This is a genomic window from Prevotella sp. P5-108 (assembly GCF_002251385.1).
Classification (GTDB): domain Bacteria; phylum Bacteroidota; class Bacteroidia; order Bacteroidales; family Bacteroidaceae; genus Prevotella.
In genome coordinates this window covers 38023-63319 of record NZ_NPJJ01000030.1, presented here as the reverse complement: position 1 = coordinate 63319, position 25297 = coordinate 38023, and the positions used below count along the sequence as shown (strand labels likewise).

General features: G+C 54.6%; 27 protein-coding genes. 7 read left to right on the top strand and 20 right to left on the bottom strand.

Features of this window, described 5'->3' with window-relative positions:
* Nucleotides 1-10 precede the first annotated feature (10 nt).
* The 6 genes from CIK95_RS05410 to CIK95_RS05385 all read right to left on the bottom strand — a co-directional run bounded on the left by CIK95_RS05410 (nt 11) and on the right by CIK95_RS05385 (nt 4889).
* Nucleotides 11-667: a glycosyl hydrolase family 28 protein gene (locus CIK95_RS05410; RefSeq protein ID WP_094466477.1), complete on the bottom strand. Its 657-nt coding sequence runs from the start codon at nt 665-667 to the stop codon at nt 11-13.
* 19 nt (nt 668-686) lie between these two features.
* Nucleotides 687-2171, bottom strand: a complete 1485-nt coding sequence (locus tag CIK95_RS05405; protein ID WP_094387384.1) for a glycoside hydrolase family 28 protein — start codon at nt 2169-2171, stop codon at nt 687-689.
* A gap of 268 nt (nt 2172-2439) precedes the next feature.
* Nucleotides 2440-2706 (bottom strand): helix-turn-helix transcriptional regulator, encoded by a 267-nt coding sequence (locus tag CIK95_RS05400; RefSeq protein WP_094387383.1) that lies wholly within the window; start codon nt 2704-2706, stop codon nt 2440-2442.
* Between the two features lie 10 nt (nt 2707-2716).
* Entirely contained in the window at nt 2717-3193 is a 477-nt protein-coding gene (locus CIK95_RS05395) for a hypothetical protein (RefSeq protein WP_022309917.1), read from the bottom strand.
* Between the two features lie 207 nt (nt 3194-3400).
* Complete coding sequence (gene trxB, locus CIK95_RS05390; RefSeq protein ID WP_022309916.1) at nt 3401-4330, bottom strand: thioredoxin-disulfide reductase; 930 nt, start codon at nt 4328-4330, stop codon at nt 3401-3403.
* 4 nt (nt 4331-4334) lie between these two features.
* Nucleotides 4335-4889, bottom strand: coding sequence for a glutathione peroxidase (locus CIK95_RS05385; protein ID WP_094423239.1), 555 nt, complete (start codon nt 4887-4889; stop codon nt 4335-4337).
* A 218-nt stretch (nt 4890-5107) separates the two neighbouring features.
* Between CIK95_RS05385 and CIK95_RS05380 the strand changes: the two genes are divergently transcribed.
* Nucleotides 5108-5872 carry a hypothetical protein gene (locus CIK95_RS05380; RefSeq protein ID WP_144007746.1) on the top strand — a complete coding sequence of 255 codons (765 nt, stop codon included), beginning with the start codon at nt 5108-5110 and terminating at the stop codon, nt 5870-5872.
* Nucleotides 5873-6316: 444 nt separating this feature from the next.
* Here CIK95_RS05380 and CIK95_RS05370 read toward each other — a convergent pair whose 3' ends face one another.
* The 6 genes from CIK95_RS05370 to CIK95_RS05350 all read right to left on the bottom strand — a co-directional run bounded on the left by CIK95_RS05370 (nt 6317) and on the right by CIK95_RS05350 (nt 13488).
* Nucleotides 6317-7219: a DNA/RNA non-specific endonuclease gene (locus CIK95_RS05370; RefSeq protein WP_158215097.1), complete on the bottom strand. Its 903-nt coding sequence runs from the start codon at nt 7217-7219 to the stop codon at nt 6317-6319.
* Between the two features lie 109 nt (nt 7220-7328).
* Complete coding sequence (locus tag CIK95_RS05365; protein WP_022309912.1) at nt 7329-7580, bottom strand: type B 50S ribosomal protein L31; 252 nt, start codon at nt 7578-7580, stop codon at nt 7329-7331.
* A gap of 69 nt (nt 7581-7649) precedes the next feature.
* Nucleotides 7650-7871 carry a hypothetical protein gene (locus CIK95_RS12800; protein WP_144007745.1) on the bottom strand — a complete coding sequence of 74 codons (222 nt, stop codon included), beginning with the start codon at nt 7869-7871 and terminating at the stop codon, nt 7650-7652.
* A 46-nt stretch (nt 7872-7917) separates the two neighbouring features.
* Nucleotides 7918-9651, bottom strand: a complete 1734-nt coding sequence (locus CIK95_RS05360) for a hypothetical protein (RefSeq protein WP_144007744.1) — start codon at nt 9649-9651, stop codon at nt 7918-7920.
* 31 nt (nt 9652-9682) lie between these two features.
* A complete protein-coding gene (locus tag CIK95_RS05355) occupies nt 9683-10897 on the bottom strand; it encodes a DUF5689 domain-containing protein (protein WP_254046224.1) in 1215 nt (404 codons plus the stop codon).
* Nucleotides 10898-10920: 23 nt separating this feature from the next.
* Complete coding sequence (locus CIK95_RS05350) at nt 10921-13488, bottom strand: TonB-dependent receptor (protein ID WP_094387375.1); 2568 nt, start codon at nt 13486-13488, stop codon at nt 10921-10923.
* A 147-nt stretch (nt 13489-13635) separates the two neighbouring features.
* Between CIK95_RS05350 and CIK95_RS05345 the strand changes: the two genes are divergently transcribed.
* The 3 genes from CIK95_RS05345 to udk all read left to right on the top strand — a co-directional run bounded on the left by CIK95_RS05345 (nt 13636) and on the right by udk (nt 15991).
* The gene (locus CIK95_RS05345) at nt 13636-14682 is read left to right on the top strand and encodes an endonuclease/exonuclease/phosphatase family protein (RefSeq protein ID WP_094466472.1); all 1047 of its coding nucleotides are present in this window, start codon (nt 13636-13638) and stop codon (nt 14680-14682) included.
* Nucleotides 14683-14685: 3 nt separating this feature from the next.
* Entirely contained in the window at nt 14686-15294 is a 609-nt protein-coding gene (locus tag CIK95_RS05340) for a uracil-DNA glycosylase family protein (RefSeq protein WP_094388635.1), read from the top strand.
* A 73-nt stretch (nt 15295-15367) separates the two neighbouring features.
* Nucleotides 15368-15991 carry a uridine kinase gene (gene udk / locus CIK95_RS05335; RefSeq protein ID WP_094423245.1) on the top strand — a complete coding sequence of 208 codons (624 nt, stop codon included), beginning with the start codon at nt 15368-15370 and terminating at the stop codon, nt 15989-15991.
* Nucleotides 15992-16039: 48 nt separating this feature from the next.
* On the opposite strand, the gene CIK95_RS05330 is transcribed toward udk, so the two are convergent.
* Nucleotides 16040-16669, bottom strand: a complete 630-nt coding sequence (locus CIK95_RS05330; RefSeq protein ID WP_254046426.1) for an HdeD family acid-resistance protein — start codon at nt 16667-16669, stop codon at nt 16040-16042.
* Between the two features lie 89 nt (nt 16670-16758).
* Here CIK95_RS05330 and CIK95_RS05325 point away from each other — a divergent pair, with 89 nt between their 5' ends.
* On the top strand, nt 16759-17265 hold the full coding sequence (locus CIK95_RS05325) for a histidine phosphatase family protein (RefSeq protein WP_094388634.1): 507 nt from the start codon (nt 16759-16761) through the stop codon (nt 17263-17265).
* A 246-nt stretch (nt 17266-17511) separates the two neighbouring features.
* On the opposite strand, the gene CIK95_RS05320 is transcribed toward CIK95_RS05325, so the two are convergent.
* From CIK95_RS05320 to CIK95_RS05295, 6 genes are all read right to left on the bottom strand, one after another.
* Nucleotides 17512-17886: a hypothetical protein gene (locus CIK95_RS05320; protein WP_022309903.1), complete on the bottom strand. Its 375-nt coding sequence runs from the start codon at nt 17884-17886 to the stop codon at nt 17512-17514.
* A 358-nt stretch (nt 17887-18244) separates the two neighbouring features.
* The gene (locus CIK95_RS05315; protein WP_094466471.1) at nt 18245-19069 is read right to left on the bottom strand and encodes a DNA/RNA non-specific endonuclease; all 825 of its coding nucleotides are present in this window, start codon (nt 19067-19069) and stop codon (nt 18245-18247) included.
* Nucleotides 19066-19845 (bottom strand): ABC transporter permease, encoded by a 780-nt coding sequence (locus CIK95_RS05310; RefSeq protein ID WP_094466470.1) that lies wholly within the window; start codon nt 19843-19845, stop codon nt 19066-19068. The genes CIK95_RS05315 and CIK95_RS05310 overlap by 4 nt, the downstream gene beginning before the upstream one ends.
* The gene (locus CIK95_RS05305) at nt 19842-20453 is read right to left on the bottom strand and encodes an ABC transporter ATP-binding protein (RefSeq protein WP_094466469.1); all 612 of its coding nucleotides are present in this window, start codon (nt 20451-20453) and stop codon (nt 19842-19844) included. The genes CIK95_RS05310 and CIK95_RS05305 overlap by 4 nt, the downstream gene beginning before the upstream one ends.
* 19 nt (nt 20454-20472) lie before the next feature.
* A complete protein-coding gene (locus CIK95_RS05300) occupies nt 20473-21015 on the bottom strand; it encodes a carbonic anhydrase (protein ID WP_094388665.1) in 543 nt (180 codons plus the stop codon).
* Nucleotides 21016-21057: 42 nt separating this feature from the next.
* The gene (locus CIK95_RS05295) at nt 21058-21639 is read right to left on the bottom strand and encodes an NUDIX hydrolase (RefSeq protein WP_022309898.1); all 582 of its coding nucleotides are present in this window, start codon (nt 21637-21639) and stop codon (nt 21058-21060) included.
* 281 nt (nt 21640-21920) lie between these two features.
* On the opposite strand from CIK95_RS05295, the gene CIK95_RS05290 reads away from it, so the two are divergent.
* On the top strand, nt 21921-22964 hold the full coding sequence (locus CIK95_RS05290; protein WP_094466468.1) for an agmatine deiminase family protein: 1044 nt from the start codon (nt 21921-21923) through the stop codon (nt 22962-22964).
* Between the two features lie 44 nt (nt 22965-23008).
* Complete coding sequence (locus tag CIK95_RS05285) at nt 23009-23896, top strand: carbon-nitrogen hydrolase (RefSeq protein ID WP_022309896.1); 888 nt, start codon at nt 23009-23011, stop codon at nt 23894-23896.
* Nucleotides 23897-23972: 76 nt separating this feature from the next.
* On the opposite strand, the gene CIK95_RS05280 is transcribed toward CIK95_RS05285, so the two are convergent.
* Complete coding sequence (locus CIK95_RS05280) at nt 23973-25289, bottom strand: MFS transporter (protein ID WP_094466467.1); 1317 nt, start codon at nt 25287-25289, stop codon at nt 23973-23975.
* Between the last annotated feature and the right edge of the window lie 8 nt (nt 25290-25297).

The window sequence follows — 25297 nt, the reverse complement described above, 5'->3', positions numbered from 1 at the left end:
GGGTAGTAGGTTAATAACGGGGCTGTGTAAGACAGTCTTTGACAGTCATCTTTCCACACTCCTTGGCCTCGTAGAGAGGCATGGCGGCGTCGGAGAGACCCAGGGTCACGGCTGTGACCTGGACGTTGTGGCAGTGGTCAAACTGCAGTGGCGGGCAGGCATAGTTCTGCAGGGTGACGCCGCTTGTCTGCACACCTTTGCAGCGGTCGAGGGCGATGAGGGCAGGCACCTCGGCATTGGCGTCGGCGTATCCGCGAGCGGTCTGCTCGGCAATGTCGGCGATGAGCGCGCGGCTGTTGCCATCGATGATGCCCTTGCCAGTGATGGCTATGTCGTGCTGTCCCTGGGCATGGATGAGTGCGCGGCGGGGGCTGCCCTTATGGTCGTAGACCGAGGGAGAGGCCACGAGCACGGCTCCTTCGTGTATCACGAGGGTTACGCCCGATTTGAGTTCGATGCTTCCGGTGAGGTAGCGGCCTACGTAGAAGACGAGGCGTCCGCCGCCCTGAGCAGAGATATAGTCTATGGCATGCTGTATGGATCGGGTGTTGTTGGTCACTCCGTCGCTCTTCACGCCGAAGGCTACAGCCTGATAGTCTTTGGCCATGGCCGAGATGGAAGTCAGGGCCAGCAGGGTGGCGCAGAGCAGAGTCTTTATCTTGTTCATGATTTCTGTTGTTTTTAGGTTATTTGTTGCGTGTAGAGTGGTATAGCACTTCCTGTACCTTGCCCTTGCTGTCGGGCTCTATATACTGCATGTCTTTCAGGGTCAGCCCCTTGACATCGTCGGCTACGATGGCCGGACGGTAGTCGTGCTTGAGCGCACGGAAGACGATGTTGTCGAAGGTGACATTCTCGGCATGGCGCAGATAGAAGCCCCATGCAGGCAGTTCCTTGAACTGGGAGAACTCGGGGTAAGACTTAATCATCTCGGGGATGCTGTCGAGGTCTTTGGCCGTGGTGCCGCGGTAGGCGAAGAGCGGGTTGCCGCCGCCGGGGGTGACTATCTCGATGTTCTGCAGCGTCACGTTCTTGATTTTGCAGGTGGGGATGCCCACTATACTGGCCGGCGAGATGTTGCGCGGCATATCCTCTACCGGTCCTTCATAGCTGTAGCCAGCGTCGGGCTTGAAAGAGGGTATCTCAGCATAGACATTGCGGATGGTAATGTTGCTCATGGATGGGCGCTTGCCCTTGTTCCATCGCTCGCCGGTACGCAGGAAGATTACGTTGCCGGTGTTGATGGACCGCACGCCATCGACCTCGATATTGTCGATGATACCTCCATCGACAGTAGCGAAGGTGATGGCAGAGCGATACGTGTTATAGATGGTAAGATTCTTGACTTTGAAGTTGCGGAAACCTCCGCGTGATACGGTGCCAAACTTCAGACCGTTGGCACTGGAGCGGCCCACACAGTCTTCGACCACCACGTTCTGACAGATGTGGTCGGCAGAGTGGGACTTGAAGCAGAACACGTCGTCGGCAGCGTCGATGGTGCAGTGGCGTATCACCACTCCGTCGCAGTCTACGACGTCGATGCCATCGTTGTTCCAGTACGACTTGCTGTCTACGGTGATGCCCTCGACCAACAGGTTGCGGCACTGGTCGTAGGTCTGGTTCCAGCTGGCGGGGTCGCGCAGGGTGATGCCCTCGACCACCACGTTGTCGCACTCACGGAAATAGATGTTCTGCGGGCGGTTGCCCTCATAGGGGCGGCCGTTGCGCAGCGCATCGTCGTAGAGTCCGCGGTTGATGATATCCACCTGGTTGTAGGCGGTCTGTGCGCCCTGTCCGTTGATGGTTCCCTTGCCACGGATGGCGATGTTCTTCTGTCCGAAGGCAAAGATGAGCGACTGCCAGTTGACCACGGGACTCTTGTCATAGTCCCAGGGATTGGTAGAGCCCAGCAGTTCGGCGCCGTTTTCAAGCATCAGCGTGACATCAGACTTCAGATAGATGGTGCCCGTAAGGTAACGGCCCGGCGTAAACACCAGGTTGCCGCCTCCGTGGCTGCTCACGTGGTCGATGGCATGCTGGATGATGTTGGTGTTGAGCGTGATGCCGTCGGCTTTGGCTCCGAAGTCGGTAACGCGATAGTCCCCGGCATTGGCTGTGACGCTCAGGAGTGTGCAGAGCACACAGAGCAGACTTTTAGTAATAGTTCTCATGTCGTAGATAGTTATGTTTCTCGCAGCAACATGGCCGCGAGTGGTGATTGTTAGATTTCTTTACGCCTACAAAATTAACAATAATCGCCTTCTCATGTGTGTGCTTTTTGATATTTGACCCCCGCTATTTGTTTCCCATCACGCAAATTCCCCCGACACTGGCCGCAGAGCCAGAGTCGGGGGAAATAGCTATATATATTATAATAAGGTGTACGTCTCAGCCAAGCCTATCGGTTGAGATAGCGCTCGGCCTTGAGCGTATTTGGTTTCATCGTACGATGGAAATCAGTTTGCAGCCCAGTGCAGTCTCTATCTTCGCTATGGTCTGCATGGTGAAGTTGTGTCTGCCCGTCAACCATTTGGATACTTCAGAATCTCGCTTGTGCAGCAAGTGGGCAAAATCCTTCTGAGTGAGGTTCTTGCTTTTTAGAACTTCGCTGATGCGCTCTGCTATTCCAAAGGAAAGGTCAAATTCTGCTTTCTGCTCAGCTGGTATAGCGGTGAGGCACTGTCTGAACAATTCATTCTGTATCATAAGCTGTATGTTATATTTCAAAAGTAGCACTTTGAATATCGGTTATCATATTTTTCTCAATGGTAACTTTGCCTGACTTTTGTGCTTTGACAAGCACCCTGTCAAATGTCTGCAAGTCCATCACATAACCGCTTAGTTTCTCATCCTCTTGATATGTGCGTGTATTCTTGATGCCGCCGTTGCCAAGTATGAGAATTTGGTCAGATATGCGTAGACAGTAGAGTCGCAGTCTGCGTGAGTCGATAGCCAAGGCTTTGACATTGTCGTTCATTCTGCCTTCATTACGGAAAAAACGTTCAAGGGCACCTTTGTCAATGATCTTGGATAAAGCCATAAGGATAACATTAAAATCCTTGTTATATGTGGCATTATCCTTAAATTCAATCAGGAACTTTTCGAACTCGCTTTCTTCACTTCCGTCGAAACAGATAGAGAACATGCCTACGTTATCATTCTGCTCTATGGTTTTTAATGAAATTGTCGTCATAGTCGTATGGGTTCTTGTTGCTGCAAAGGTAAGTATAATTTCTTATTTAATTCACTTTTGAGTGAATAATTTGTGCTTTTGGCTATAAATAATCACCTATATAACACACAATTCACCACTTGCTTCAATCAAGAAGCATGTGGTGAATTGTGTAGATATTGCAGATGGAATGTCAGATACAGTATCTGTAATCAGTCTCAGCCAACCCTATCGGTTGAGATAGCGCTCGGCCTCGAGCGCGGCCTTGCATCCGCTGCCGGCGGCTACGATGGCCTGACGGTAGGTGGGGTCGGCACAGTCGCCGGCGGCAAATATGCCCTCGACATTGGTGCATGGCGATGCGCCCAGGGTCTTGATATACCCCTGCTCGTCCATGTCTATCTGTCCGCGGAACTCGTCGGTGTTGGGCTTATGGCCGATGGCGAGGAAAAAGCCGTCGATGGGCAAATCGTAGTGACGCTCATCGGCTTCGCCACGTCGTGCCACCAGGTGGGCACCCTCTACGCCGTTGTCGCCATAGAGTCCTTCGGTGTTGTGCTCGTAGAGGATTTCTATCTTTGGATTTTCCTCGACGCGGCGGCGCATGATGTCGGAAGCGCGGAGGTAGGGCTTGCGCACAATCATATAGACCTTGGTGCAGAGATTGGCCAGATAGGATGCCTCTTCGCAGGCGGTGTCGCCGCCGCCCACTACAGCCACCACCTTCTTGCGGTAGAAGAAGCCGTCGCAGGTGGCGCAAGCCGATACGCCCATGCCATTGTACTTCTGCTCATCGGGCAGCCCCAGGTATTTGGCGCTGGCGCCGGTGGCTATGATGATGGTGTCGGCCTCTATCTGAGTGCCGTCGTCGATGGTCACGATGTAGGGACGCTTGGACAGGTCGGCAGCCGTCACCACGCCGTCGCGGATGTCGGCACCGAATCGCTCGGCCTGCTCGCGCAGTTCCATCATCATCTGGTTGGCATCGACGCCCTCAGGATAGCCGGGGAAGTTTTCGACGATGGTGGTCTGGGTGAGCTGACCACCCGTCTGCAGACCGCAATACTCGATGGGCTGCAGATTGGCGCGGCCGGCGTAGATGGCGGCTGTATAGCCGGCGGGGCCGCTGCCGATGATGAGACATTTGGTATGTTCCACGTTGTTATTGGGCTAAGAGTTTTTCTATTTCCTTGCTGATGTTGTCGAGGCTTTCGGTGGGCTCGAAGCGGGCTACCACCATACCGCGCTTGTTGATGAGGAACTTGGTGAAATTCCACTTGATATCGCTCTTCTGCTTGTAGTCAGGGTCGGCCTCGCTGAGCATCTTGTCGAGGACTGGGGTGAGGGGATGGCTCTCGTCCCAGCCGGCAAAACCGCGCTGCTCCTGCAGAAAACGGAAGAGAGGGTCGGCATCGTCGCCGTTGACCTTGACCTTCTTGAAACGGGGGAAGTCGGTGCCGTAGGTGAGTTTGCAGAAATTGTGGATAGACTCATCGGTGCCGGGGGCCTGCTGGCCAAACTGGTTGCAGGGGAAATCGAGGATTTCAAAGCCCTGGGTGTGATATTCCTGATAGAGGGCTTCGAGTTCCTCATACTGAGGAGTAAAGCCACACTTGGTAGCGGTGTTTACTATGAGGAGCACTTCGTTGGCATACTCGCGCAGCGATACCTCCTTGCCTTTTCTGTCTTTGACAGCAAAATCGAAAACGGTTTTCATCTTGTTTACTATAAATATCAGTTATATGGCGACAAAGTTACTTATTTCTCACGAGACGGAGAAGGCGTAAAGCAGAGATTTTTAGATTATTTAGGGTTTTCCCCACAAAGTGTAGGGATAAGCCCACCAAAGAATATCCATTTTCCATTGGCATTGTCAGGATATAATGCTAATTTTGCAGCATAACAATAAGCAATAACAACTAAAAATATACGATTATGAAAAAGTTAGCAACCTTGATGACAGCCGTGGTGCTGGTGATGATGTCGGCGACGATGGTGTCGTGTGGTGAGAGCGACGACTATGACTACTATTTCGACCTCGACAGAGCTTTGACTGAGTATTTCAACCGTTATGGTGACTTCGGTACCGACGACCGTACCACTGCCGACTGGTTTGACCACTATTATCCCTACGCTTCGGACTATGACTACCGCTCGTTTATCAATGCGGTAAATGCCGACATAAACAACTCGCGCACCACCATGGCGCGCTATCTCAACGGCGAATGGGAGGGCCCGCTGCGCATGTACTTCAAGAACCAGGCCGGGCAGACCGTGTATACCGACTATCAGGTGATATGGCACTTTGAGCTCAGTGCCTCGTCAGACGTCAAGGGCCGCGGCACGGAGTATCGCTACAACGAGGACGAGGGCGAGACGCGCACCAATTTCTCTTGGTGTGTCAACGGATATGGCGGCATTGAAATCTCCTACGACCCCAGCCAGTCGGGCCAAGACCCTGTCAATATGCTCATCGCCTACAACAACCTGGACAAGCTGAGCACCACCCACTTCAAGGGTACGAGCGTGGGCGTGAACATCGAAGAGGAAGACGACTTCAATCTGACCAAGCGTCTGCCCCAGCGCGTCAAGGTCGAGACCACAGCAGTGGTCGCCGGCAAGACTTTCGGTGGCAAGAAGGCCGATGACAAGACCGCTCCCGTGGAGCGCAACATCACGATAAAGAACGGACACAGATAGAACACTGCAGACCACGACGACCAGGGCGGCCATCCCGATGATGAGGGATAGCCGCCCTGTCTGTTGTTAGGGACTGCGGGCAGAAACGCAGCCGCCATACCGACAGTGACAGCTGTCACGGGCAGAGCAACAGCCGCTACGCTGATAGCGGTCGGGGCTGTGGACTATCAGCCGGCGGAAGAGGAAAACACTGGGATGGTGGTGCTGAAAGTGGATGCAAACCGTGAAATGGTGAAATCGCGGTGCGCAATAATCCTGTCAAGCTATGAAATGATGAAATCAAGCCACGCAACGAGGTCGTTTGCGGTCGCCATGCAGAATGGCTCGTAGGCCGACCGGGCGGGAATGATGGCGGGGAAGAAAACGGCAAGCGCTCCTTCGCCAGCATGGTGCCTGGGCGAAGGAGCGCTTATGGTTATGTCTGTCCGTAAGGGCAGGGGAGTGTCAGAGTCCCCAGCTGATGGGGCTAATCTTGCCCTCTACGCGGTTTTCGATATCGTCGGGCAGATTGCAGAAGAAGTCGATGCCGGTAAGGTTCTGGAGTTCCTTGACGGTGATGGCATGGTCCTTGACGGCCGATGTGTCCACCTTCTTCTGGTGCTCTACCCAGAGCGCAATAGCCTTGTATTCGGAGCCCGTCTTCATGAGCAGCGCCATGTAGAAGTACTTGGGCACGATGAGTTGGCCCTTGACGCGCTCCATAATCTGGCTTTCCTTGTCGATGGTTCCGCCTTTGCACACGAAGAGGGTGTCACCGTCCTTGAGCGATTCGGCCTTCTTGCGCACCCAGCTCTCCATACGCACCCAAATGCCCTCATAATTCTGTCCGGCATTGAAGTCGTAGTGCTGAGGTTGGATGTTGCTGTAGTAGAATGTAGAGTGGTTGGCTTCGCGCGAGTATTGGATGTCGGCAGAGGCAATCAGGTGGCCACGGGTGTAGCCCGAGCGGGTGTACATCGCATTGGTGTCGCTGAAGCGCATGGCTGTGGGCAGGTTGGGGTCTTCCTCGAAATCTCCCACGCGACCTGCGCCGCCCTTGATGGTCTTGTTGGTCATGGCGCAACACGACCAGCGGTTGGACTTCTTCTTGTAGTCCCACTCGCAAGAGTAGCTCACGTCCTGCGCACCCGATGTGTGATGGACGAGAACAATGCTGTTTTCGCTTGCCAGCTTGGGAAACTCCAGGTGGGTAATCTCTTTGGGGGTCATCGATGTGGGGATGTTGCGGTTGGTGTTGACCACCTTATTCTGTCCCTGACCTGGGTCAGACGGTCCGTCATCTCCGCCACATGCGACAAGCGTCAGCATGATGACAGCCGCAGAAAGAAAGGAAAGGAATTTGTTCATTGTTATAAAGTTAATAGATAGAAATGGCATGAAAAAAAGTGCTGTCTAACGCATATGCAACTACGTTAGAACGCACTTTAGCATGGAATGAATATATTCGAAAGATATATTACTTCTTCAGCTTACCGTAGCGGTTCATGAAGCGGTCAACGCGACCTGCGGTGTCAACAAGCTTGCTCTTACCTGTGTAGAAGGGGTGAGAGGTGCTTGAGATTTCAATCTTTACCACTGGATAAGTCTCGCCTTCAAACTCTACTGTATCATTAGTCTTGCATGTAGACTTTGTAAGGAACATATCGCCGTTGGACATATCCTTGAATACGACGGGGCGATAGTTTTCTGGGTGAATACCTTGTTTCATTTCGTTTATTGTTATTTGTTTATAAATTGTCCGAATACGTTACGGAGTGCAAAATTACTGCTTTTTCGCTTAACTGCCAAATGTTTCGAAATATTTTTTGTCTCCGAGGGTGATAATTGGCGTGGCTATGGGTGCGCGGGCGTCGAAGAGGGTGGCGCAGACTGTCGCAGCGGGCGCTATGGGCGTGGGCTCCTGGTGCAGGACGGCTCTGGCAGAGGCACCGGTGGTCTCCACTGATTCGGCATGGCCCCTATATATATAATAAGGTGTAAACAAAATATCCCGTATCATCGCTGAGGATGATACGGGATATAGTATGATTCAGGATGCTGTGTCCTTACTTGGCAAATGTGATTTGCATAGACTTGATGCGCAGCTGCTTGGGCTGACCTGTACCCTCGGCAGCGTCGGTGATGGTCACCTTGGCTGCATTGATTTCGCTGAAGGTGTAGGTGAGGTTGTTGAGAGTAGCCTTGCCAGGAGAACAGGTGGCCTTGCCCTCTGCGGTGTAGTTGACACCGTTGTAAGCGTCGCACTCTACCACGATCTTGGCAATCTTCTTGCTGCCGGCGTTGATGGTAACAGAGTTGCTGGGATACATACGGATGGTACCGCCACCAGCTGTATAGTACTTAGGAGCGTTGGCGCCTGAGCCCTTGCTGAAGGAGAAGCCGATGCCGTTGACGGTCACCTCGGTCACGTCGGCAGCATTGGTGCTGGAGATGTCGCCAGCCTTGATGGTCACGTCGCTGCCAGTAGCTTCGCCGCCACCGCCTTCACCGCCGGTGCTTCCGCCATTCTTGGTCCATGAGTAGATGTAGCTGGCTCTTGAGGCAGTCTCGAGAGTACCGTTGTAGTTGGTCACCTTACCCAGGATGACTACATCGTCGCCTACGCTCAGCAGGTCGCCGGTAGTGTACTTCTCGTTGTTGAGGTAGAGGGTGCTGTAGATGATAAACTCGTTGGCAGCCTTGCCATCGTCAGAGATATTGAAGGTGGCTGTACCGAACTCTGCAGAGAAGTTGTACTTGATGCTTGAAATCTTACCCTTGATGTATACCTCTTCGGTAGAAGTCTGGCCAGACTCCAGCTTGCTGGCAAATGCCTTAGCGCCCAAAGCGTTGTAGGGGTTGTTCTTGGTACCGTCGCCCTTGGCTTCGCCAGTAGTGGTGCCACCGGTTTCGCCGCCGCCTTGGGTCTTGCCGTTGAGAGAGTAGATGTAAGATGTACCCTTGCCTACGGTCTCGGGGGTATTGCCCTTGAAGTTGACAAACTTACCATAGATGATAACCTCGTCGCCCACCTTGATCTGGTCGGCAGAAGTAAACTTCACATTGCCCAGATAGTAGCTCTGGAAGATAAGAATCTGTCCGTTCTCGGTGCCGTCGTCAGAGATATAGTAGTTGGCGTTGCCGAATGTGGCAGTCTCTACGCTGTTGATCTTGGAAATCTTACCCTTTACATAGAGGGCGTTCTCTGTGGGAACGTCGGCAGGCAGAGCGCTGACCAGCTTGAGGGCTGCAGCCACGTTGTAGGGGCTCTGCAGGGTACCCTCACCTTCGGGAGTGCCGGTGGTGACAGATGACTGGCCATTGCGTACTACAATCTTGCTGCCCTGTGTCACCTCGTACTTGCCGCTGTAGTTGATGAGCTTACCCATAACTACAACTTCGTCGCCTACCTTGAGGTCGTCGGTAGAATTAACCTTGGCGCCACCGAAGCCCATGCCACGGTAAACCAAGAGCTTGTTGGAAGCGTCGGCCTTGTCAGAGATGTTGTAGGTGACATTGCCAAAAGAGTTGGGGAAACCGTCGGTCTCATCGATAGAGGTAACGATACCCTTGATGTAGAACTGCTTCTCGGGGTCGAAGTCGCCGCCGGCGATTACTGCGTTGGCAGCAGCCACATTGTAGGGAGACTCGAGTGTACCCTCACCCTCTGCGGGGAGGTCAGGATTGGTGGGGTCGGTAGATCCCTGTGGATAGCCGTAAGGCATAGGAACGTCTTCGCAGCTACAGAAGCCAAAGGCGATAGTGGCCAAGGCAAGCATTGAATAAATAAGTTTTTTCATATCTTTGTTTCTTTTATTTCTTAATGATGTGTTACTTTATGGATATAATCTTGTTGCCAGCGTTCATCTCTGGCTCGGTGCCGTAGAGGGTGAGCGTACCGGCAACGACAACCTTCTGGCCTACCTTGATCTGGTCCTCGGCGGTGAATTTCTCTCCACCGATGTTGTAACCACGGAAGACGGTGAGGTTGTTGGCGTCCTTGCCATCAACAGATATATAATATGTGGCATTGCCATAGTTGCCGGTATCGACCTCCTTGATTTTTGAGATGATGCCTGTCACATAGTACTCCTTGGTGGCTTCGTAGGCGCTCTTGGCGATGAGGCTCAGTGCGCGTGTCACGTCGATAGGTGACTCGGCTGTGCCCAGACCAGTGCCGTCGATACCTGCAAATGGGTCGTCGGCAACGACATCGTCGAGCGAACGTATCTGGATCTGCCAGGTGTCGTTGAAGCGAGAGAAGATACCAGTAATCTTAACCTTGCCAGTGGGCAGAACGGCCTTGGCAAACTTGGCATAAGTGCTGGTACGCACTACGATGTTCTTCTCATCGAGGCCCTTGAGGCCGCGGTTGGCGCAGTTGCTGGTCAGAGTCACGCTGCCGTCATCGGGAGCATAGACAGCCTTGCCGTCGGCGGCTGAGAACTCCACGCCACTGATGGTCATCAGTCGGCTGGCGTTGGCGTTGATGTAGCTTGCGTCGGCAATCTTGGTCACATCAAACTCGGTGGGAACCACCTGAGAGGGGTCGGCGGTGCCGATAATCTTGTAGTGCTGGGCCCACTCCTGACGATTCATGCGCCCGATGCCGAGAGTACCGTTGGCGCTGGTATATACAGTACCTATCTGAGCCTTCTTGCGGTAACCGCCGATGTAGAGACCCTTGAGCTCTACGAGCACTTCCTGACCTACGGGCATGAAACCACTGGTTCCACCCTGGCCTACGGAAACCTCGATGGCTCCAGTGGCGTCTTCGATAGAGATGGTGTTGTAGAGGTTGCTCTGAGCATCGTTTCCGGTCACGCGGCCCTTAATCTGGATGCTCTTCTCCACCTTCTTGTAAGCACCATTGGCGATGATGAACTTGAAGTCTTTGCTTTCCTTCAAGTCACCGATATTCATCACATTGGTTTCGGCAATCTGGCTGTTGCCGAAGGGGTTTTCTGTCATGTTGGGGTCTGCATAGTCGCTGCCCATACACGAAGCGAGCAGGGCGCAGAAGCAGGCGGCCAATATCTTGTTCATATATTTCATATCGCTGGTGAGTTTTAGAATTTGTATGCGATGTTCAGCAATCCGTTAGGACCAAAGGCATAGAACTTCTTGGGGTTCTTGGAGAATCGGTAAGCTCTTACCTTCTCGTTAGAGTAGTCGCTTCGGCTCTGCTCGAAACCACCGGTAACGATATCGCGGTTGTTCAGGATGTTGGTTATAGAGAAGTTGATTGAAATCTGACCCTTCTTCAGACGGATGAGACGGCCCACGCTACCATCGAGCATGAAACCACCCTTGCCTTCTTCCTGGCTGATGGCCGACTTGCGCAGATTGCCTTCGTTGTCATACACGTCACCATAGATGTTCTGACGCTTCTTGAGCGAAGACTCGTAGCGGTAGCAGGGAGAGTAAGAGAGGTAGATGCGGTCATAGTAGTTACCGTTGAGGTCGATAAACCAACCTTTCTGGTGGTAGCTCAGACCGAGGCTGAGAGCGGTGAGAGGTGTGCTGGCCTCGTGCATATCTTTATTATATACGGTCTCGGTCTCGCTGTATGCACCCTCGGTAGAGATGAGGTAGCGAGCCTGTGCGTTGTTGATGTTCTTGGCCTCGCTTACGGTTCCGAGCATGTTGATGTCGAAAGCCGAAGAGAGCTTGAACTTCAGTCCAGCCTCGACGCCATAGAATTCTTTCTTGATACCGGTCATAGACACGTAAGAGAATGAGTTGATATCGTCGAAGTAGAAGTTCTGCCACTCGCTGACGTGGTCCATACGGTTGTAGTAGGCGTTGATGTTGGCGTGCAACCAGCTGTTGTTGAACTGGTAGCCGATTTCGCTTGTCAGCACATGCTCGTCCTTGAGGTTGAGCACGAAGTCGTTGTTCATCTCAGGTGAAGCGAATGCAGCGTTGGCCTTGGGGGCGTTCCACTGGTATCCCATACCTACGAGGAATGTGTGGCCGTTGCCGGCATTGTAGGTCAGGCTACCCTTGACGCCACCTTCGCCGAAGCGTGCATATTCTCCCTTGCCGTAAGAGTTGTTGGCAAAGAGACCATTGCGCATGTGGCCTTCGCGGCGCATCATGACACCACCCAGGCGGCCTGCTACCATCATGTGCAGACGGCCTACAGACTTCTGGTAGTTGGCCCAGACGTTGGCCTTGTGTACGAAGATGTTGTAGTTGTAACCGAAGATGTCGCCATTGTACACCAGACGGCCCAGGTTGTTGGGACCGGCGCTGTTGAGGTCGTACTGAGTCTCGTCAGAGCCGGGAGCATACTTGCCCACAGCATAGGTGTTGATGTTATGGTATGACTTGGCACCCAGCAGGTCTTCCATGGTCTGGTAGTGGTGACCGTTGTTGGTCGAGAGTACCAGTCCCACGTTCCACGAAGCGTTCTTGCTCTGCTTGGCAGCCAGAGTAGAAGCCAGTGTGAGTGTGGCGTTGTCTATGTTCTTGGCCTGGATGAAGTAGAGGGCGTCGGCGCCGTTCTTTGATACCTGGCTGTTGGCATAGTAGAGCTGGTTCCAGTTGATTTGCTGGTTGATGGGGTTCTGCCAGCTGTCATAAGCCTGCTTCCAGTTGTTGGCAGCCGACTCTGTGCGATAAGCGCTGTACAGAGGGTCGTCGCCCCATACATAGAAGTATGAGCTGGGCAGATTCTTCCAGTAGTCAGGATGGGGGTTGTCAGCATTATTGTAGTTCAGACGGGTACTCTTGTACATACCGTAGCGTCCAAATACGGTCGTGGTGAGCTTCATGTCCTTGTTGATGTCCCAGTCCCAGGTGAGTACTGCCGAGGGAGAGTATTCTGTCACCACGCGTGAGTTGCGCACATGGCCGTTCTGATAACCCCAATAGGAGTTATAGTAGCGGTTGTCAGTGAGCCAGTATACCTCATCAGTAGCACAACCCTGTGCGCCACGTTCAGTGGGGTTACCCCATGTGGCAAACGACAGAGAGTGGTTGTCGCCTAAGAGCTTTTGGACGCCGAAGAAGTAAGACAGGGCATTGTAGAATGTACCCTCTACATATCCGCGCTTGGCCCAACGATAGGTGAGGCTTGCAGATACAGCCCAACCGTTCTTGTTGAAGCCTGAGTTGTAATTGTACATTCCGCGGAAGTTGTAGTTGCGGTTGGCTGCCGATACGGTTGCTCTATGGCCTGCTGCCATGTTGCCCGAACGGAAGTCGTAGTTGTTGCTGCCGGCCATTGAAGGCATGCCAAACTGGCAGTCCTCAAAGGGAAGAGCAAAATCTACGTTCTTGGTCTGCTGGTTGAGACCGCCAATCTGAGAGTAACGGAACTGTCCCGATTCCATGTCGTTGACAGGAGCGCCATTGATGTAAATCTCATTGTAGCTCTGGTTTAACGCACGGTAACGGAATCTTACGGGTGAGAACAGATATCCCACGCCGCTGGCATAGAGGTTGGAGTTGGAGTTGAGGATGCTGATATTCTGTGTCATATCATCATCGTCTCCCAACTGTGCCTCTGTGAATGTGAATGCCGATTCGTCTATGGGCTTGGTGGTCTGCTTCTCGCCTGAGGGCGTTTGGGCGAAGGCCAACGGAGCATAGCACAGGGCAATCACTGCCAATTTAAGCTTTCTTTGCATAGTTGAATATATTTATAATTATGTGTTATATGTTTGCAAAGTAACTAAATATATTTGTAATGGAAAAGTTTTTTCAAATAAAAATCTATGAAAATGGGCATTATGTCAATAATAATTCCGATATTTGCAGAAAATAACTAAAAAAAGATGAAAAGATACTTGTTTTTGGCCGTGATGGCATGTATGATTTGCCTCATGACTTCAGCTCAGAAGAAGCTGTTGGTTTACGGAGTTGGCTTCTACAATCAGGAGAACCTCTTTGACACCATCCATGATGAAGGCAAACGCGATTTTGAATTTCTTCCCAATGGAAGTTACCGTTGGGACGGCTTGAAATATTCGCATAAACTGAAGAATATGTCCAAGGCGCTTGCCGATATGGGTACCGACATGCTCCCCAATGTGGGTTGCGCCATTATCGGAGTGAGCGAGGTCGAGAATGCCCGTGTGCTTACAGACCTCTGTGCCCAGGAGCCGCTCAAGGCGCGTAATATGCAGTTCTGCCACATCGAGGGCCCCGACAAGCGAGGTGTAGACTGTGCGCTGCTCTACAATCCCGCACTCTTCAAGGTCAATGATGTGAAGCTCCATCCCTATGTAACCGAACAGGAGAAGGACAAAAGATTCATTACCCGTGGCTTCCTCACCGTCAAGGGTGAACTTGCCGACGAGCCGGTGGTGGTTATCGTGGCCCACTTGCCCAGCCGCTTCTCTACCTCTTACTATCGTGAGCTCGGAGCCCGCCAGATGCGCGTCATCAAGGACTCGCTGCTCCGCGAGAATCCCGCCTACAAGTTCTTTATCATGGGCGATATGAACGACGACCCCTCCGACAAGAGTATGGTCGACGGTCTGGGTGCCCGAGCCGACAAGGACAAGGTGGGACCTGGCGAGATGTACAGCCCATGGATTAATATCCACAAGCAGGGTAAAGGCACCCTCTTCTATGGTGGCTCGTGGAATCTCTTCGACCAGATTATCATGACCCCCAATCTGCTCATGCCCAAGGATGCCAACGACCCCGACGCCGGCATGCTCAAGTATCGCAAGGCCCAAATCTTCCGCCGCGACTATCTCTTCCAGAGCACCGGTAAGTATAAGGGCGCTCCCAAGCGAACCACCGCTGGAGGCGTATGGCTTGACGGCTATTCAGACCACTTGCCCGTTGTGGTGTATCTCTCCAAGCAGAAGTAAATTATGGATGTCGAGACACATCCTTTTCAACCTTTTCTCCCTGCCAATGCACGCTTGCTGATGCTTGGCACATTCCCCCCTGCGCCCCGTCGTTGGTGTATGGATTGGTATTATCCCAATTACACCAACGATATGTGGCGCATTTTCGGTCTCCATTTCTTTGGCGACAAGATGCACTTTGTCGATGAGGCCAGGCACACCTTCCGCCTGACCGAGTTGCAGACCTTCCTGTCCTCCCTCGGTGTGGCCATCTACGATACGGCTGTCCGGGTGAGACGCACCAAGGGCACTGCTTCCGACAAGGACCTTGACATCGTAGAGCCAGCCGACCTCGATGCGCTCCTCGACGCTCTGCCCCAGTGTCGGGCTGTGCTCACGGCAGGGCAGCTTGCCACTCAGGTTTTTTCCTCCCACTTCCACATCACCGCCCAGCCCGCCATGGGCCAGTCGGTGCCCTTCAGCTATGCCGGGCGCGAACTGATGCTCTACCGGCAGCCCAGCAGCAGTAGGGCCTATCCCATGAAGGTGGAGCTGAAGACCGAGTATTACAGCCGCATGTTCGACGAGCTGTTTGGCGATGACGTCGCAGCGGCCCGTGCTGATACAGAATAAGAAAATGATGGGGTGGGGCGTTGCCGCGACCTTTGGGCGGGCGATGGTCTTACCCCTTGTAAAACAAACAATAATGAATAGCGAAGTAACCATTATCGGTATTGCCGGCGGAACAGGCTCGGGCAAGACCACTGTAGTGAAGAAAATCGTTGAGGCTCTGCCGCCCCATTATGTGGCTGTGGTGCCGCTCGATTCGTATTATAATGAAAACAAAGGCATGACCGATGAAGAGCGCCATGCCATCAACTTTGACCACCCCGATGCTTTCGACTGGAAGCTGCTCATCAACCATGTCAACGAGCTGCGCCATGGCCGTGCCGTAGAGCAGCCCACCTACTCCTACATCATCTGCAACCGTCTGCCAGAGACCATCCATGTCGAGCCCAAGAAGGTAATCATCATCGAGGGTATCATGACGCTCATCAACAAGAAGTTGCGCGACATGATGGACCTCAAGATATTTGTCGATGCCGACCCCGACGAGCGACTCATCCGCAACATCCAGCGCGACACCATCGACCGCGGCCGTACCGTGTCCATGGTTGTCGACCGCTATCTCTCGGTGCTCAAGCCCATGCACGAGCAGTTTATCGAGCCTACCAAGCGCTTTGCCGACATCATCATCCCACAGGGTGGAGAGAACGCCAAGGGCATCGGCATCATCTGCGACTATATCCAGGGTATCGTAGAGCGCTGATGCGTTCCACTCCCTGCGATGACGCTTGCTTACGACAGCGTCGGCGTGTCACTCAGCGTTATCGGCTGGCGCGTCGGCGCTGTCGGAGTTTCTGCGGTCCATCATCTGCTTGTAGGCGCGCCGGGCGGCGTGGGCCTTGAGCGTGTTGACCGACTCGCTCACGCCGTAGACCACCATCGCCCAACCTATGATGATGAGCGGAGCCGAGGCTATCCATTCGGGCCGTATCAGTGCGGTCAGACCTATGAGCATCACCACCGAGGGCACCACCCAGTAGAACAGCCCTATGCGCACAATTTGCCGTATGTGGGCCAGACCGATAAACTGGTTGGCTGCAGCCATAATCAGGATGAGGGCGAAGATATAGGTGATGCTTGTAATGAATGTGGTGGGCATCAGCGCCAGTATCACTCCCAGCGCCATGCTGCCCAACCCTACGACGGGGAATACGGGGCGGTAGAGGTTGAGTCGGTTGCCGTCGGTGTCATACATAATCATGCCCTTTTCGGGTTTGCGGTAGGCGTAGTAGGTTGTCACCGAGAACACGCCAGACAGGAAGAACATCACGCCTATCAGTATGGTTATCCATCTTACCGTCTCTTCGTGAAACGTGATGAGCAGCAGACCCACGATGATGGCGACGAGCGCGCGGAACTGCGAACTTAGCAGATTTTTCATTAATTTGTAGCAATTATCATTTTCTGCTGCAAAAGTACAAACAATCATTGGGTCATGCAATTATTTTGACCACAAATTATATTATGACTATGACAACATTATATCTTGTACGCCACGGCGAAACCGTCGACAATGCCCGCCAAATCATGCAGGGGCAGACCCAGGGCGAACTCAATGCCACCGGCATCAGCCAGGCTGAGGCGCTGCGCGACAAGCTCAGCGACATCCACATCGACGCCTTCGTCTCCAGCGACCTCTACCGCTCCATCCAGACCTGCCGCATCCTCGCCCAGGGGCGCCAGGTGCCTATGGTGGAGACCCCGCTGCTGCGCGAGCGCGACTGGGGCGACTTCACCGGCGAGTACATCCCCTCGCTTGCCGACCGCGAGTGGCCCGCCAATGTCGAGTCGGCTGAGCGGTTGCTCGCCCGTGCCCGCAACTTCCTCACCTGGGTGCGGGTCACTTATCCCGACCAGGTGGTGGTGGCTGTGGGTCACGGTATCATCAACAAGGCCATACAGAGCGTGTATCATCAGCGCCCCATGAGCCAGATCATGAAGATGACCAATGCCGAGATGCGGGTGCTGATGCTCTGACCGCGGCGGCGCCATGCCGCTCTGCCGGTCGCCCTGATGGCCTGCAGTGCCGTTGTCAGCTGCTTCTGCCGGTCTGCTTGCCGTGTTGGCTGGTTCGTAACAATAATCACGAGGGCTCGTGTCGTAAGATACGAGCCCTCGTGACATTTGATACGAGCTCGCGTTTCTTATGATACGAGCCGGCAGTGATGGTAATAATCTGTGTGTAAGTGGTTTCCGGATTCCTGGAGATGTCCTCCGTTCCGATTAGTTTATGCCGTATTTGGTGTACATCTGCTGAAACACGTGGCTTTCTTCATTGGCTTCGATGCAGTCGTTGCCCACGTAGTCGATGATCTGGTCATTCACCTCGCATTTGGCATCGCCGATGAAGCGGTACACCACCCGGTTGTTCTCCTTGTAGAAGTGGGGCAGCAGGGCGCCGTTTATCATATCCATCATGGGGTTCATGCTCACGCCGAAGTCGATGTGGTCGTCGTAGATTACGATGCGTGCCGTTGGGTTCTCGGTGAGCAATATGCCATATTCGATGGCCAGCGACAGATACATACATGCCGCTCTTGTAATGCTCTTGACAGACTTGTCAATCGTGATATTCAGATTATCCAGTTGGTCGTACATACTTTTGAGTTGTTTTTTAGTGTTTGTCAATGTCAGTCTCTGGTTCTTTCCCTTAATCTCCGCCCGCAGTAGTCAGTACGGCGCGGAGTCAGTCTTTGTTCCGCCATCGCATGGATGTCGGCTTTCATTGTTTGATGATTACAAATTTACTCATAAAGTCGCTTTTCAGCAAGAAAACCTTCATGCGCGTGAACCTATCTATCATTTTTTAGCTATATAAAAAGCAGGAATATGATAAAAATGTGCATGCTTGACATTTTTATCATATTCCTCTGCGATTGCTTTCGCCCTTGCCTTTCCGGCATTTATGCCCTCGCCGGTCCTCTTTTCCCCCTTTCTGCTGCCAGAGACGGTGGTGTCAGTTGGCGCGTTGGGTCCAGTCTTCCAGCCGAGCCTGGCTTTCCACCTTGTCCTCTATCTGGTCGGGCAGCGAGGCAAAGAAGTTTATGCCCGTGATGCGTTCCACCTCGTCTATCGAGTTGACATACTGCGTCTGGAGCCGTCGGCGGGCGTCGTTGCGATAGATGAAGCCTATGCCGCGTGGCTCTCCCTGCAGACATACGATGACCTTGAAGAATGCTTCGGGCACCGTCACCTTGTTTTTGCCTATCCGCTTGTGGTGCTGTCTGGTCAGTACGGGTCCGCACACGATGTACAGGTCGCCCCAGTCATCAGCCCAGTCGCGGCATTGCTCCTCCAGTATGCGCCAGTCGCCGTCGTTGAGCGCATGGAGCTGTGGGCAGATGTTGGTCAGCAGGAAACAGTCGGCCTGGGCTTGCTCGCTCCATCGGTTGTCAGCCGAGGGACACATGTGTCCGCGGTCATATCCCGAGCGCTGGTAGTCATAGGTGTTGGCACGCGGCTCTTCCACCTCTTCATCTTCGGTGAAGGCGCGTCCCTTGCGCTTGAAGGGGCCGTTGGTGTGGTCGGTTGTGAGATGCCAAGCCACCCAGTTGGACAGCCTAAGTTCATGATTGTACGAGGCAGTGTACCCCGCACGGTGCAGTATCTGCTCGGGCCTGTCTGTGAGTGGCGCCGGCAGCAGTGCGCCCGTGTCTTCAACCTCGGTCTGTTGCTGTGGCGCGTCGTCCATCAGCCGTCCTGTCAGTCGCTTGTGGTCTCTGGGCAGATTGCATCCAGACAGTAACAGCAGCGCTATCAGTGGGCAGAATATCCTGTTCATCCTCTGGCGTTGATTTTGTCGTATGCGTCAAAAGCGTATCTGCGCGCCAGCACGAGGGTGAGCGCCAGCTGGCCTGTGGCTGCCGAGATGAGCAGTCCCGTAAACAGTAGCTGTATCACGAGCGCGCTCAAGATGTCTGTGCCGCTCATGGTCATGGCCCACATCATCACCGGCGCGGTGCCCATCCCCATGATACCCATGCGCTGCAACAGCGGTATGAGCGACCGCTTCATCGAGCGTCGGGCCAGATAGTTGGTGGCTTCGCGATGGGTGGCACCATTGGCGGTGAGATAGTAGTAGAGTTGGGCATGGTGGTGCAGTCCGTCATAGTATGCGCCCATCGCCTTGACGTTCGACTCAGCCACCGCTCCCGTGGTGATGGCCACGACGGGCAGCAGCAGATGCGGTGCCAGCGGGTTCATGCCCAGCACCAGATAGACGAATATCAGCGAGAGAGGCAGTATGGTGAGCGTCAGCCCCAGCATGATGGGCACTATGTAGTTGGCTTGTCGTATGCGTGCCTTGATGCGCATGTACCAGGCGGTGGCAGCCAGCAACACCAGCGCGCACAGCAGCGTCACGCCGATGTGGCCAGCCCGGACGGCCAGCACCGTGAGCAGTGCGCCGAGGGTCAGCGCCACAGCCATCGTGGCCAGCGCCTTGAGCGTGCGCCCCCATATCTCTACCTTGAAGGCGTAGAGCGCATATAGAGGTATGATGAAAAACAGGGCACCTATAATCAGGTTGCCAAAAGAGAGATGTATGGTCTCTATCATTGTAGTTCCTCCAGATTGATATGGTTGTCAAAATAATCTGCCAACGCGCTGTTGGCTGTCGTGGCTATGACGACCGAGTCTTCGGCAGCCATCTCCCTCAGCCGCTCAGCCGTCGCCTCGTCGGCCACCTCTTCGGCTATCACCACCTGCTTGCGCAGCCAGTGGGCCAGGCAGAGCATGCCCGTCGTCACCTCTGTTGCGGCGATTGTCTCGCAGGGCGCGTCGATGTGCTGCTCGCTTATTCCTGCCGCCATCCAGATGTCTATCAGCTGGTTGCTGTCCTTCCGGTATTCGCGATGGATGTCGAGCTGCAGCAGCGAGTCGGCCATCTGTCGCAGCGAGTATTGGGGCTGTGGCGGCAGTGCGGGTATGTAGCCTATCTGTCGTCGCATATAGCGCGAGGCAGCCGGAGTGAGCACCTCGCCGTCGTAGGTGAGATAGCCCCCAGCCACGGGCCTGAGCCCCAGCAGCGCCTCCGCCAGACAGTGGCGCGTGGCGGCATCGCGGCCATAGACCAGCAGCGAGCGTCCGTTGGCCACCACTGCCGACGCCTGCCTGATGTCTGTGCCGTCGTCGCAGTGTATGTCTACATTCTTGAGTTCTATCATCTTGTGGGCTGTCTTTCTGTCATTTGACCTCGGTGAGCTTGCCCGTCACCGAGTCGATGATATATCCATGGAGATTGACGTCGCGCGGCACCAGCGGGTGGTGGCTTATGGTGTTGATGGTATTTCTCACCGAGTCCTCGGTGTCGTGAAAGCCCTCAAGCCAGTGGTCGAGGTCTATGCCGCAGAGCGCGATGGTGTCTATCACGTCCTGGTGTATGCCGCGCTCCAGCATCAGCCGCTTCATCTCGGCACCGTTCATGTGGCAGGCGCCGCAGTTGGAGTGGGCCACCACCATGATTTCCTTTACCCCCAGTTCGTAGATGGCCACCAGCAGACTGCGCATGGCAGAGTCGAAGGGGCTGATGACCAGTCCGCCGGCGTTCTTGATGATTTTTGCGTCACCGTTTTTCAGTCCCAGCGCTGCCGGGAGCAGTTCGGTGAGTCGTGTATCCATACACGAGAGTATTGCCAGCTTCTTGTCGGGGTATTTGCTGGTAACATACTGTTCGTAACCGCGTCGGGCTACAAACTCTTCATTATATTTTACGATTTCTTCGATAATCATGGTTGTCTTCTGTTGGGTCTATGGGATGCCGGGGCTGTCCTACAACGTGTCATCGTCAATGGGCGGACGCTCCAGTTCCTTCAGTTGCAGTATGTCTGTGGTCAGTTTGCTTAGTGCGTCCATCGGTATGCCTTCGGGCGAATACTTGAAGAACAGGTCGTTGTATATCACATCCTCCAGGAACTCAAAGAGCTCGTGGATGATGGTCCTGTGGTCGAAGGCGAGCACTGGCAGGTTGTCAATGTCAAACCACTGTGCCTCTGCGGCATCGTCGCTGCCCTTGACCTCGGCGAGGGCCTCAAAGGCGAAGTGCACTACGGTGATGACGCGCTCTCGTGGGTCGCGGTCTACGGCACTGTAGCTGCGGAATTGGAACACCTCGCCCAACGCCATGCCCGTCTCTTCCATCACCTCGCGCCGGGCGCAGGTCTTCAGGTCTTCGTCTATCTCCATAAAGCCGCCGGGAAACGCCCAGCAGTCCTTGTAGGGTTCGTTGCGCCGCTTGACGAGCAGCACGCGTAGCGTCTTGTTGGGGTCGTAGCCGAAGACGATGCAGTCGGCAGTGATTGCCGCATGCGGATATGGATAGCAGAATTTTGTCGGCTTGTTGTCGTTGTCCATGTCTGTCCTTTCTTTGTATATTGGTGAGACAAAGGTAGATATAAACCATCGAACTGCCAATCATTTTGCAGGGAAATTGTGTCTGTGCCGACATTTTTTTGCTGTCGCCAGATGCGGTGGTTGCCATTTCGACCTAAAAAACCATCGCGCTTTCTTTGTATTGTCTATGGTTTGCAGTACCTTTGCATAGGGTAGCGTCCACCGCGCCATGACCGACGGGCAAGTCGGCGAGGGCGAGGTGCAGGCAGACTGCCCTGACAGACATAATTCTACGTACACCGATGAACGACGACAGACTATACTTGCCTGCCGAATGGGCAGTGCAGAGCGGGGTGCAGCTTACCTGGCCCCACGCCGGTACCGACTGGGCTCCCTATCTCGACGAGATTACCGAGACCTATCTCCAACTTGCCGACGCCATCACCCGCCACGAGGCGCTGCTGGTGGTCTCGCCCGAGGTTGAACATGTGCGCTCTCTGCTTGAGGCTCGTCTCGGCCGTGCCCGCATGGCCCGCGTGGTCTTTGCCTGCTGCGACACCGACGACACCTGGGCGCGCGACCATGGCGCCATCACCCTCATGGGCGGCGACGAGCCCGTGCTGCTCGACTTCCGCTTCAACGGCTGGGGCGAGAAGTTCGGCTGGCAGCACGACAATGCCATCACCCGCCACCTCTGCGAGCAGGGCCTGCTCCACGGCAGCCGTGAAGACCATGACGACATGGTGCTCGAGGGCGGCAGCATCGAGAGCGACGGCCGGGGCACCGTGTTTACCACCAGCCATTGTCTGCTGGCTCCCCACCGCAACCAGCCCCTCTCCCGCGAGGAGATAGACGCCGAGCTGCGGCGTAGACTTCGCGCCCGACGCGTAGTGTGGATTAACCACGGCAATCTGGTGGGCGACGATACCGACGGCCACATCGACACCACGGTGCGCGTGGCTCCCCACGATACCTTATTATATATTAAGTGTAGCGACCAGGCCGACGAGCATTATGCCGACTTCTGCGCCATGGAACGCGAGCTCCAGGCACTGCGCACCGACGACGGGCGCCCTTACCGCCTCATCGCCCTGCCTATGGTCGACGAAATCAGATACGACGACGAGCGGCTTCCGGCTACCTATGCCAACTTCCTCATCGTCAACGGCGCCGTGATTTATCCCACCTATGACCAGCCCCACAATGACCAGGCGGCTGCCGAGGCTCTGCAGCAGGCTTTCCCCGACCACGAGCTCATCGGCATCGACAGCCGTGTCATCATCCGCCAGCACGGCTCCATCCACTGCCTCACCATGCAACTGCCCGCGGGCGTGCTCTGCCGATAAGCGTCATCACCCATCATCCCAGAAGAAATATAACACAGATAGATATGAAAGAACTGAAAGTAGGAGTGCTGCAACAGCACAACACCAGTGACATAGCCGACAACAAACGCCGTCTGGCCGAGGGCGTCAGGGCTCTGGCTGCCGACGGTGCCCAACTCGTGGTACTTCAGGAACTCCACAACTCACTCTACTTCTGTCAGGTAGAGGATGTAGACAACTTCGACCTGGCCGAACCCATCCCCGGCCCGTCTACCGAGTATTTCGGCCAGCTGGCACGCGAACTCGGCGTGGTCATCGTCACCTCGCTCTTTGAGCGCCGTGCCCCTGGACTCTATCACAACACCGCCGTGGTGATAGAGCGCGACGGCTCGATAGCCGGAACCTATCGCAAGATGCATATCCCCGACGACCCGGCTTATTATGAGAAGTTCTATTTCACCCCCGGCGACCTGGGCTTCCGCCCCATTGACACCTCGGTGGGCCGGTTGGGCGTTATGGTGTGCTGGGACCAGTGGTATCCGGAGGGAGCACGGCTTATGGCGCTCCAGGGTGCCGAGCTGCTCATCTATCCTACGGCTATAGGCTATGCAGCCAGCGACTCTGCCGACGAGCAGCAACGTCAGCGCGAGGCGTGGACCACCGTACAGCGCGGCCATGCAGTGGCCAACGGACTGCCTGTGGTGGCGGTCAACCGCGTGGGCTTCGAGCCCGACCCCAGCGGACAGACTCCGGGCATAGAGTTCTGGGGCTCTACCTTCGTGGCTGGCCCCCAGGGCGAGCTGCTCTATCGCGCTTCTGCCGACGGTGAAGAGCGCCGCATCGTAGACCTCGACCTCGGTCATAGCGAGCAGGTGCGTCGCTGGTGGCCCTTCCTGCGCGACCGCCGCATCGACGAGTATGGCGACATCACCCGTAGATATATCGACCGTTGACACCAGCTGTCCCATAACAAAGGCGCCGACTCTCTTGCGAGGGTCGGCGCCTTTGCCATTGGTGGTGGTGATGGGTCTATTCCTGATAGTCGTCTTGCTCGTCGGTGGCTTCGGCTTCGTCGTTATAGCCCTTGATGCCGAAGTTGGGGTCTATCTTGAGCATGGCGGTGACGATATAGGTCACCACGCAGCTTATCACCACGATGATGAAGAACATGCGGTAGCCCACAGCCTCCTGCAAGGCTCCGGCGAAGAAGCCGGGAAGCATCATCGACAGCGACATGAAGGCGGTGCACAGCGCGTAGTGGCTGGTCTTGAACTCGCCGCGGCTGTAGTAGATGAGGTACATCATGTAGGCCGTGAAGCCAAATCCATAACCAAACTGCTCGACAAACACGCATACGTTGACGATGGCAAGGTTGGGCAGCACGTAGCTCATGTAGATATATACCAGGTCGGGCAGCGTGATGGCGAGTACCATGGGCCACAACCAGCGCTTCAAGCCGTCCCGGCTCACGCACAATCCGCCGAGTATGCCTCCCAGGGTGAGTCCTATCACGCCCACCGTGCCCTGCACCAGTCCATACTCCTGCGGCGAGAGTCCCAAGCCGCCATTGCTCTCGTTGTCTACCAGGAAGAGTGCAGCCACCTTGGCCAGCAGACCTTCGGGCATGCGATAGAAGAGCATGAAGAGTATGCCTGTCACCACCTGCTTCTTGCAGAAGAATGTCCTGATGGTGTGCGCCAACTCGCCCATAATCTGCTGCGGCGTATTGGCGGTGTGTGCCTTGTCCGCCTTGGGCCTGGGCAGCACATAGCCATGCCACAGCCACAGGCCGATAAACAAGCCGGTGACGCCATAGAACATCAGACTCCACGAGAAGGGGATGCTGTTGCGGTAGATTACCTGCAGATTGCCGGCTACCATCACCAGCACACCCTGGCCGAAGATGGTGGCCAGGCGGTAGAACGTGGAGCGTATGCCCACATAGAATGCCTGGTCGTTGGGCGTCAGTTCGAGCATGTAGAATCCGTCGGCGGCGATGTCGTGGGTGGCGCTCGTGAAGGCCATCACCCAGAAGAAGAACAGGGTGCCCTGCAGCCAGAAGTCGGTAGGGATGGTGAATGCCACGCCGCCAAAGGCTGCGCCCACCAGCAACTGCATGGTGATTATCCACCATCGTTTGGTTTTTACCAGGTCTACAAACGGGCTCCATAGAGGTTTGAGCATCCACGGGAGATACAGCCAACTGGTGTAGAAGGTTATCTCGGCATTGCTCAACCCCATCTGCTTGTACATGATGACAGAGATGGCCATCACGGCCACATTGGGCAGTCCTTCGGCAAAGTACAGCGAAGGAACCCAGCTCCATGGCGATTTGCTATTGTTCATATCCAGTG

Excerpts from the sequence above, each read along its gene's own strand:
- CIK95_RS05410 (WP_094466477.1), bottom strand. The coding sequence starts at position 667 with ATGAACAAGATAAAGACTCTGCTCTGCGCCACCCTGCTGGCCCTGACT.
- CIK95_RS05405 (WP_094387384.1), bottom strand. The coding sequence starts at position 2,171 with ATGAGAACTATTACTAAAAGTCTGCTCTGTGTGCTCTGCACACTCCTG.
- CIK95_RS05400 (WP_094387383.1), bottom strand. The coding sequence starts at position 2,706 with ATGATACAGAATGAATTGTTCAGACAGTGCCTCACCGCTATACCAGCT.
- CIK95_RS05395 (WP_022309917.1), bottom strand. The coding sequence starts at position 3,193 with ATGACGACAATTTCATTAAAAACCATAGAGCAGAATGATAACGTAGGC.
- CIK95_RS05385 (WP_094423239.1), bottom strand. The coding sequence starts at position 4,889 with ATGAAAACCGTTTTCGATTTTGCTGTCAAAGACAGAAAAGGCAAGGAG.
- CIK95_RS05380 (WP_144007746.1), top strand. The coding sequence starts at position 5,108 with ATGAAAAAGTTAGCAACCTTGATGACAGCCGTGGTGCTGGTGATGATG.
- CIK95_RS05370 (WP_158215097.1), bottom strand. The coding sequence starts at position 7,219 with ATGAACAAATTCCTTTCCTTTCTTTCTGCGGCTGTCATCATGCTGACG.
- CIK95_RS05365 (WP_022309912.1), bottom strand. The coding sequence starts at position 7,580 with ATGAAACAAGGTATTCACCCAGAAAACTATCGCCCCGTCGTATTCAAG.
- CIK95_RS12800 (WP_144007745.1), bottom strand. The coding sequence starts at position 7,871 with ATGATACGGGATATTTTGTTTACACCTTATTATATATATAGGGGCCAT.
- CIK95_RS05360 (WP_144007744.1), bottom strand. The coding sequence starts at position 9,651 with ATGAAAAAACTTATTTATTCAATGCTTGCCTTGGCCACTATCGCCTTT.
- CIK95_RS05355 (WP_254046224.1), bottom strand. The coding sequence starts at position 10,897 with ATGAACAAGATATTGGCCGCCTGCTTCTGCGCCCTGCTCGCTTCGTGT.
- CIK95_RS05350 (WP_094387375.1), bottom strand. The coding sequence starts at position 13,488 with ATGCAAAGAAAGCTTAAATTGGCAGTGATTGCCCTGTGCTATGCTCCG.
- CIK95_RS05345 (WP_094466472.1), top strand. The coding sequence starts at position 13,636 with ATGAAAAGATACTTGTTTTTGGCCGTGATGGCATGTATGATTTGCCTC.
- CIK95_RS05340 (WP_094388635.1), top strand. The coding sequence starts at position 14,686 with ATGGATGTCGAGACACATCCTTTTCAACCTTTTCTCCCTGCCAATGCA.
- udk (WP_094423245.1), top strand. The coding sequence starts at position 15,368 with ATGAATAGCGAAGTAACCATTATCGGTATTGCCGGCGGAACAGGCTCG.
- CIK95_RS05330 (WP_254046426.1), bottom strand. The coding sequence starts at position 16,669 with ATGAAAAATCTGCTAAGTTCGCAGTTCCGCGCGCTCGTCGCCATCATC.
- CIK95_RS05325 (WP_094388634.1), top strand. The coding sequence starts at position 16,759 with ATGACAACATTATATCTTGTACGCCACGGCGAAACCGTCGACAATGCC.
- CIK95_RS05320 (WP_022309903.1), bottom strand. The coding sequence starts at position 17,886 with ATGTACGACCAACTGGATAATCTGAATATCACGATTGACAAGTCTGTC.
- CIK95_RS05315 (WP_094466471.1), bottom strand. The coding sequence starts at position 19,069 with ATGAACAGGATATTCTGCCCACTGATAGCGCTGCTGTTACTGTCTGGA.
- CIK95_RS05310 (WP_094466470.1), bottom strand. The coding sequence starts at position 19,845 with ATGATAGAGACCATACATCTCTCTTTTGGCAACCTGATTATAGGTGCC.
- CIK95_RS05305 (WP_094466469.1), bottom strand. The coding sequence starts at position 20,453 with ATGATAGAACTCAAGAATGTAGACATACACTGCGACGACGGCACAGAC.
- CIK95_RS05295 (WP_022309898.1), bottom strand. The coding sequence starts at position 21,639 with ATGGACAACGACAACAAGCCGACAAAATTCTGCTATCCATATCCGCAT.
- CIK95_RS05290 (WP_094466468.1), top strand. The coding sequence starts at position 21,921 with ATGAACGACGACAGACTATACTTGCCTGCCGAATGGGCAGTGCAGAGC.
- CIK95_RS05285 (WP_022309896.1), top strand. The coding sequence starts at position 23,009 with ATGAAAGAACTGAAAGTAGGAGTGCTGCAACAGCACAACACCAGTGAC.
- CIK95_RS05280 (WP_094466467.1), bottom strand. The coding sequence starts at position 25,289 with ATGAACAATAGCAAATCGCCATGGAGCTGGGTTCCTTCGCTGTACTTT.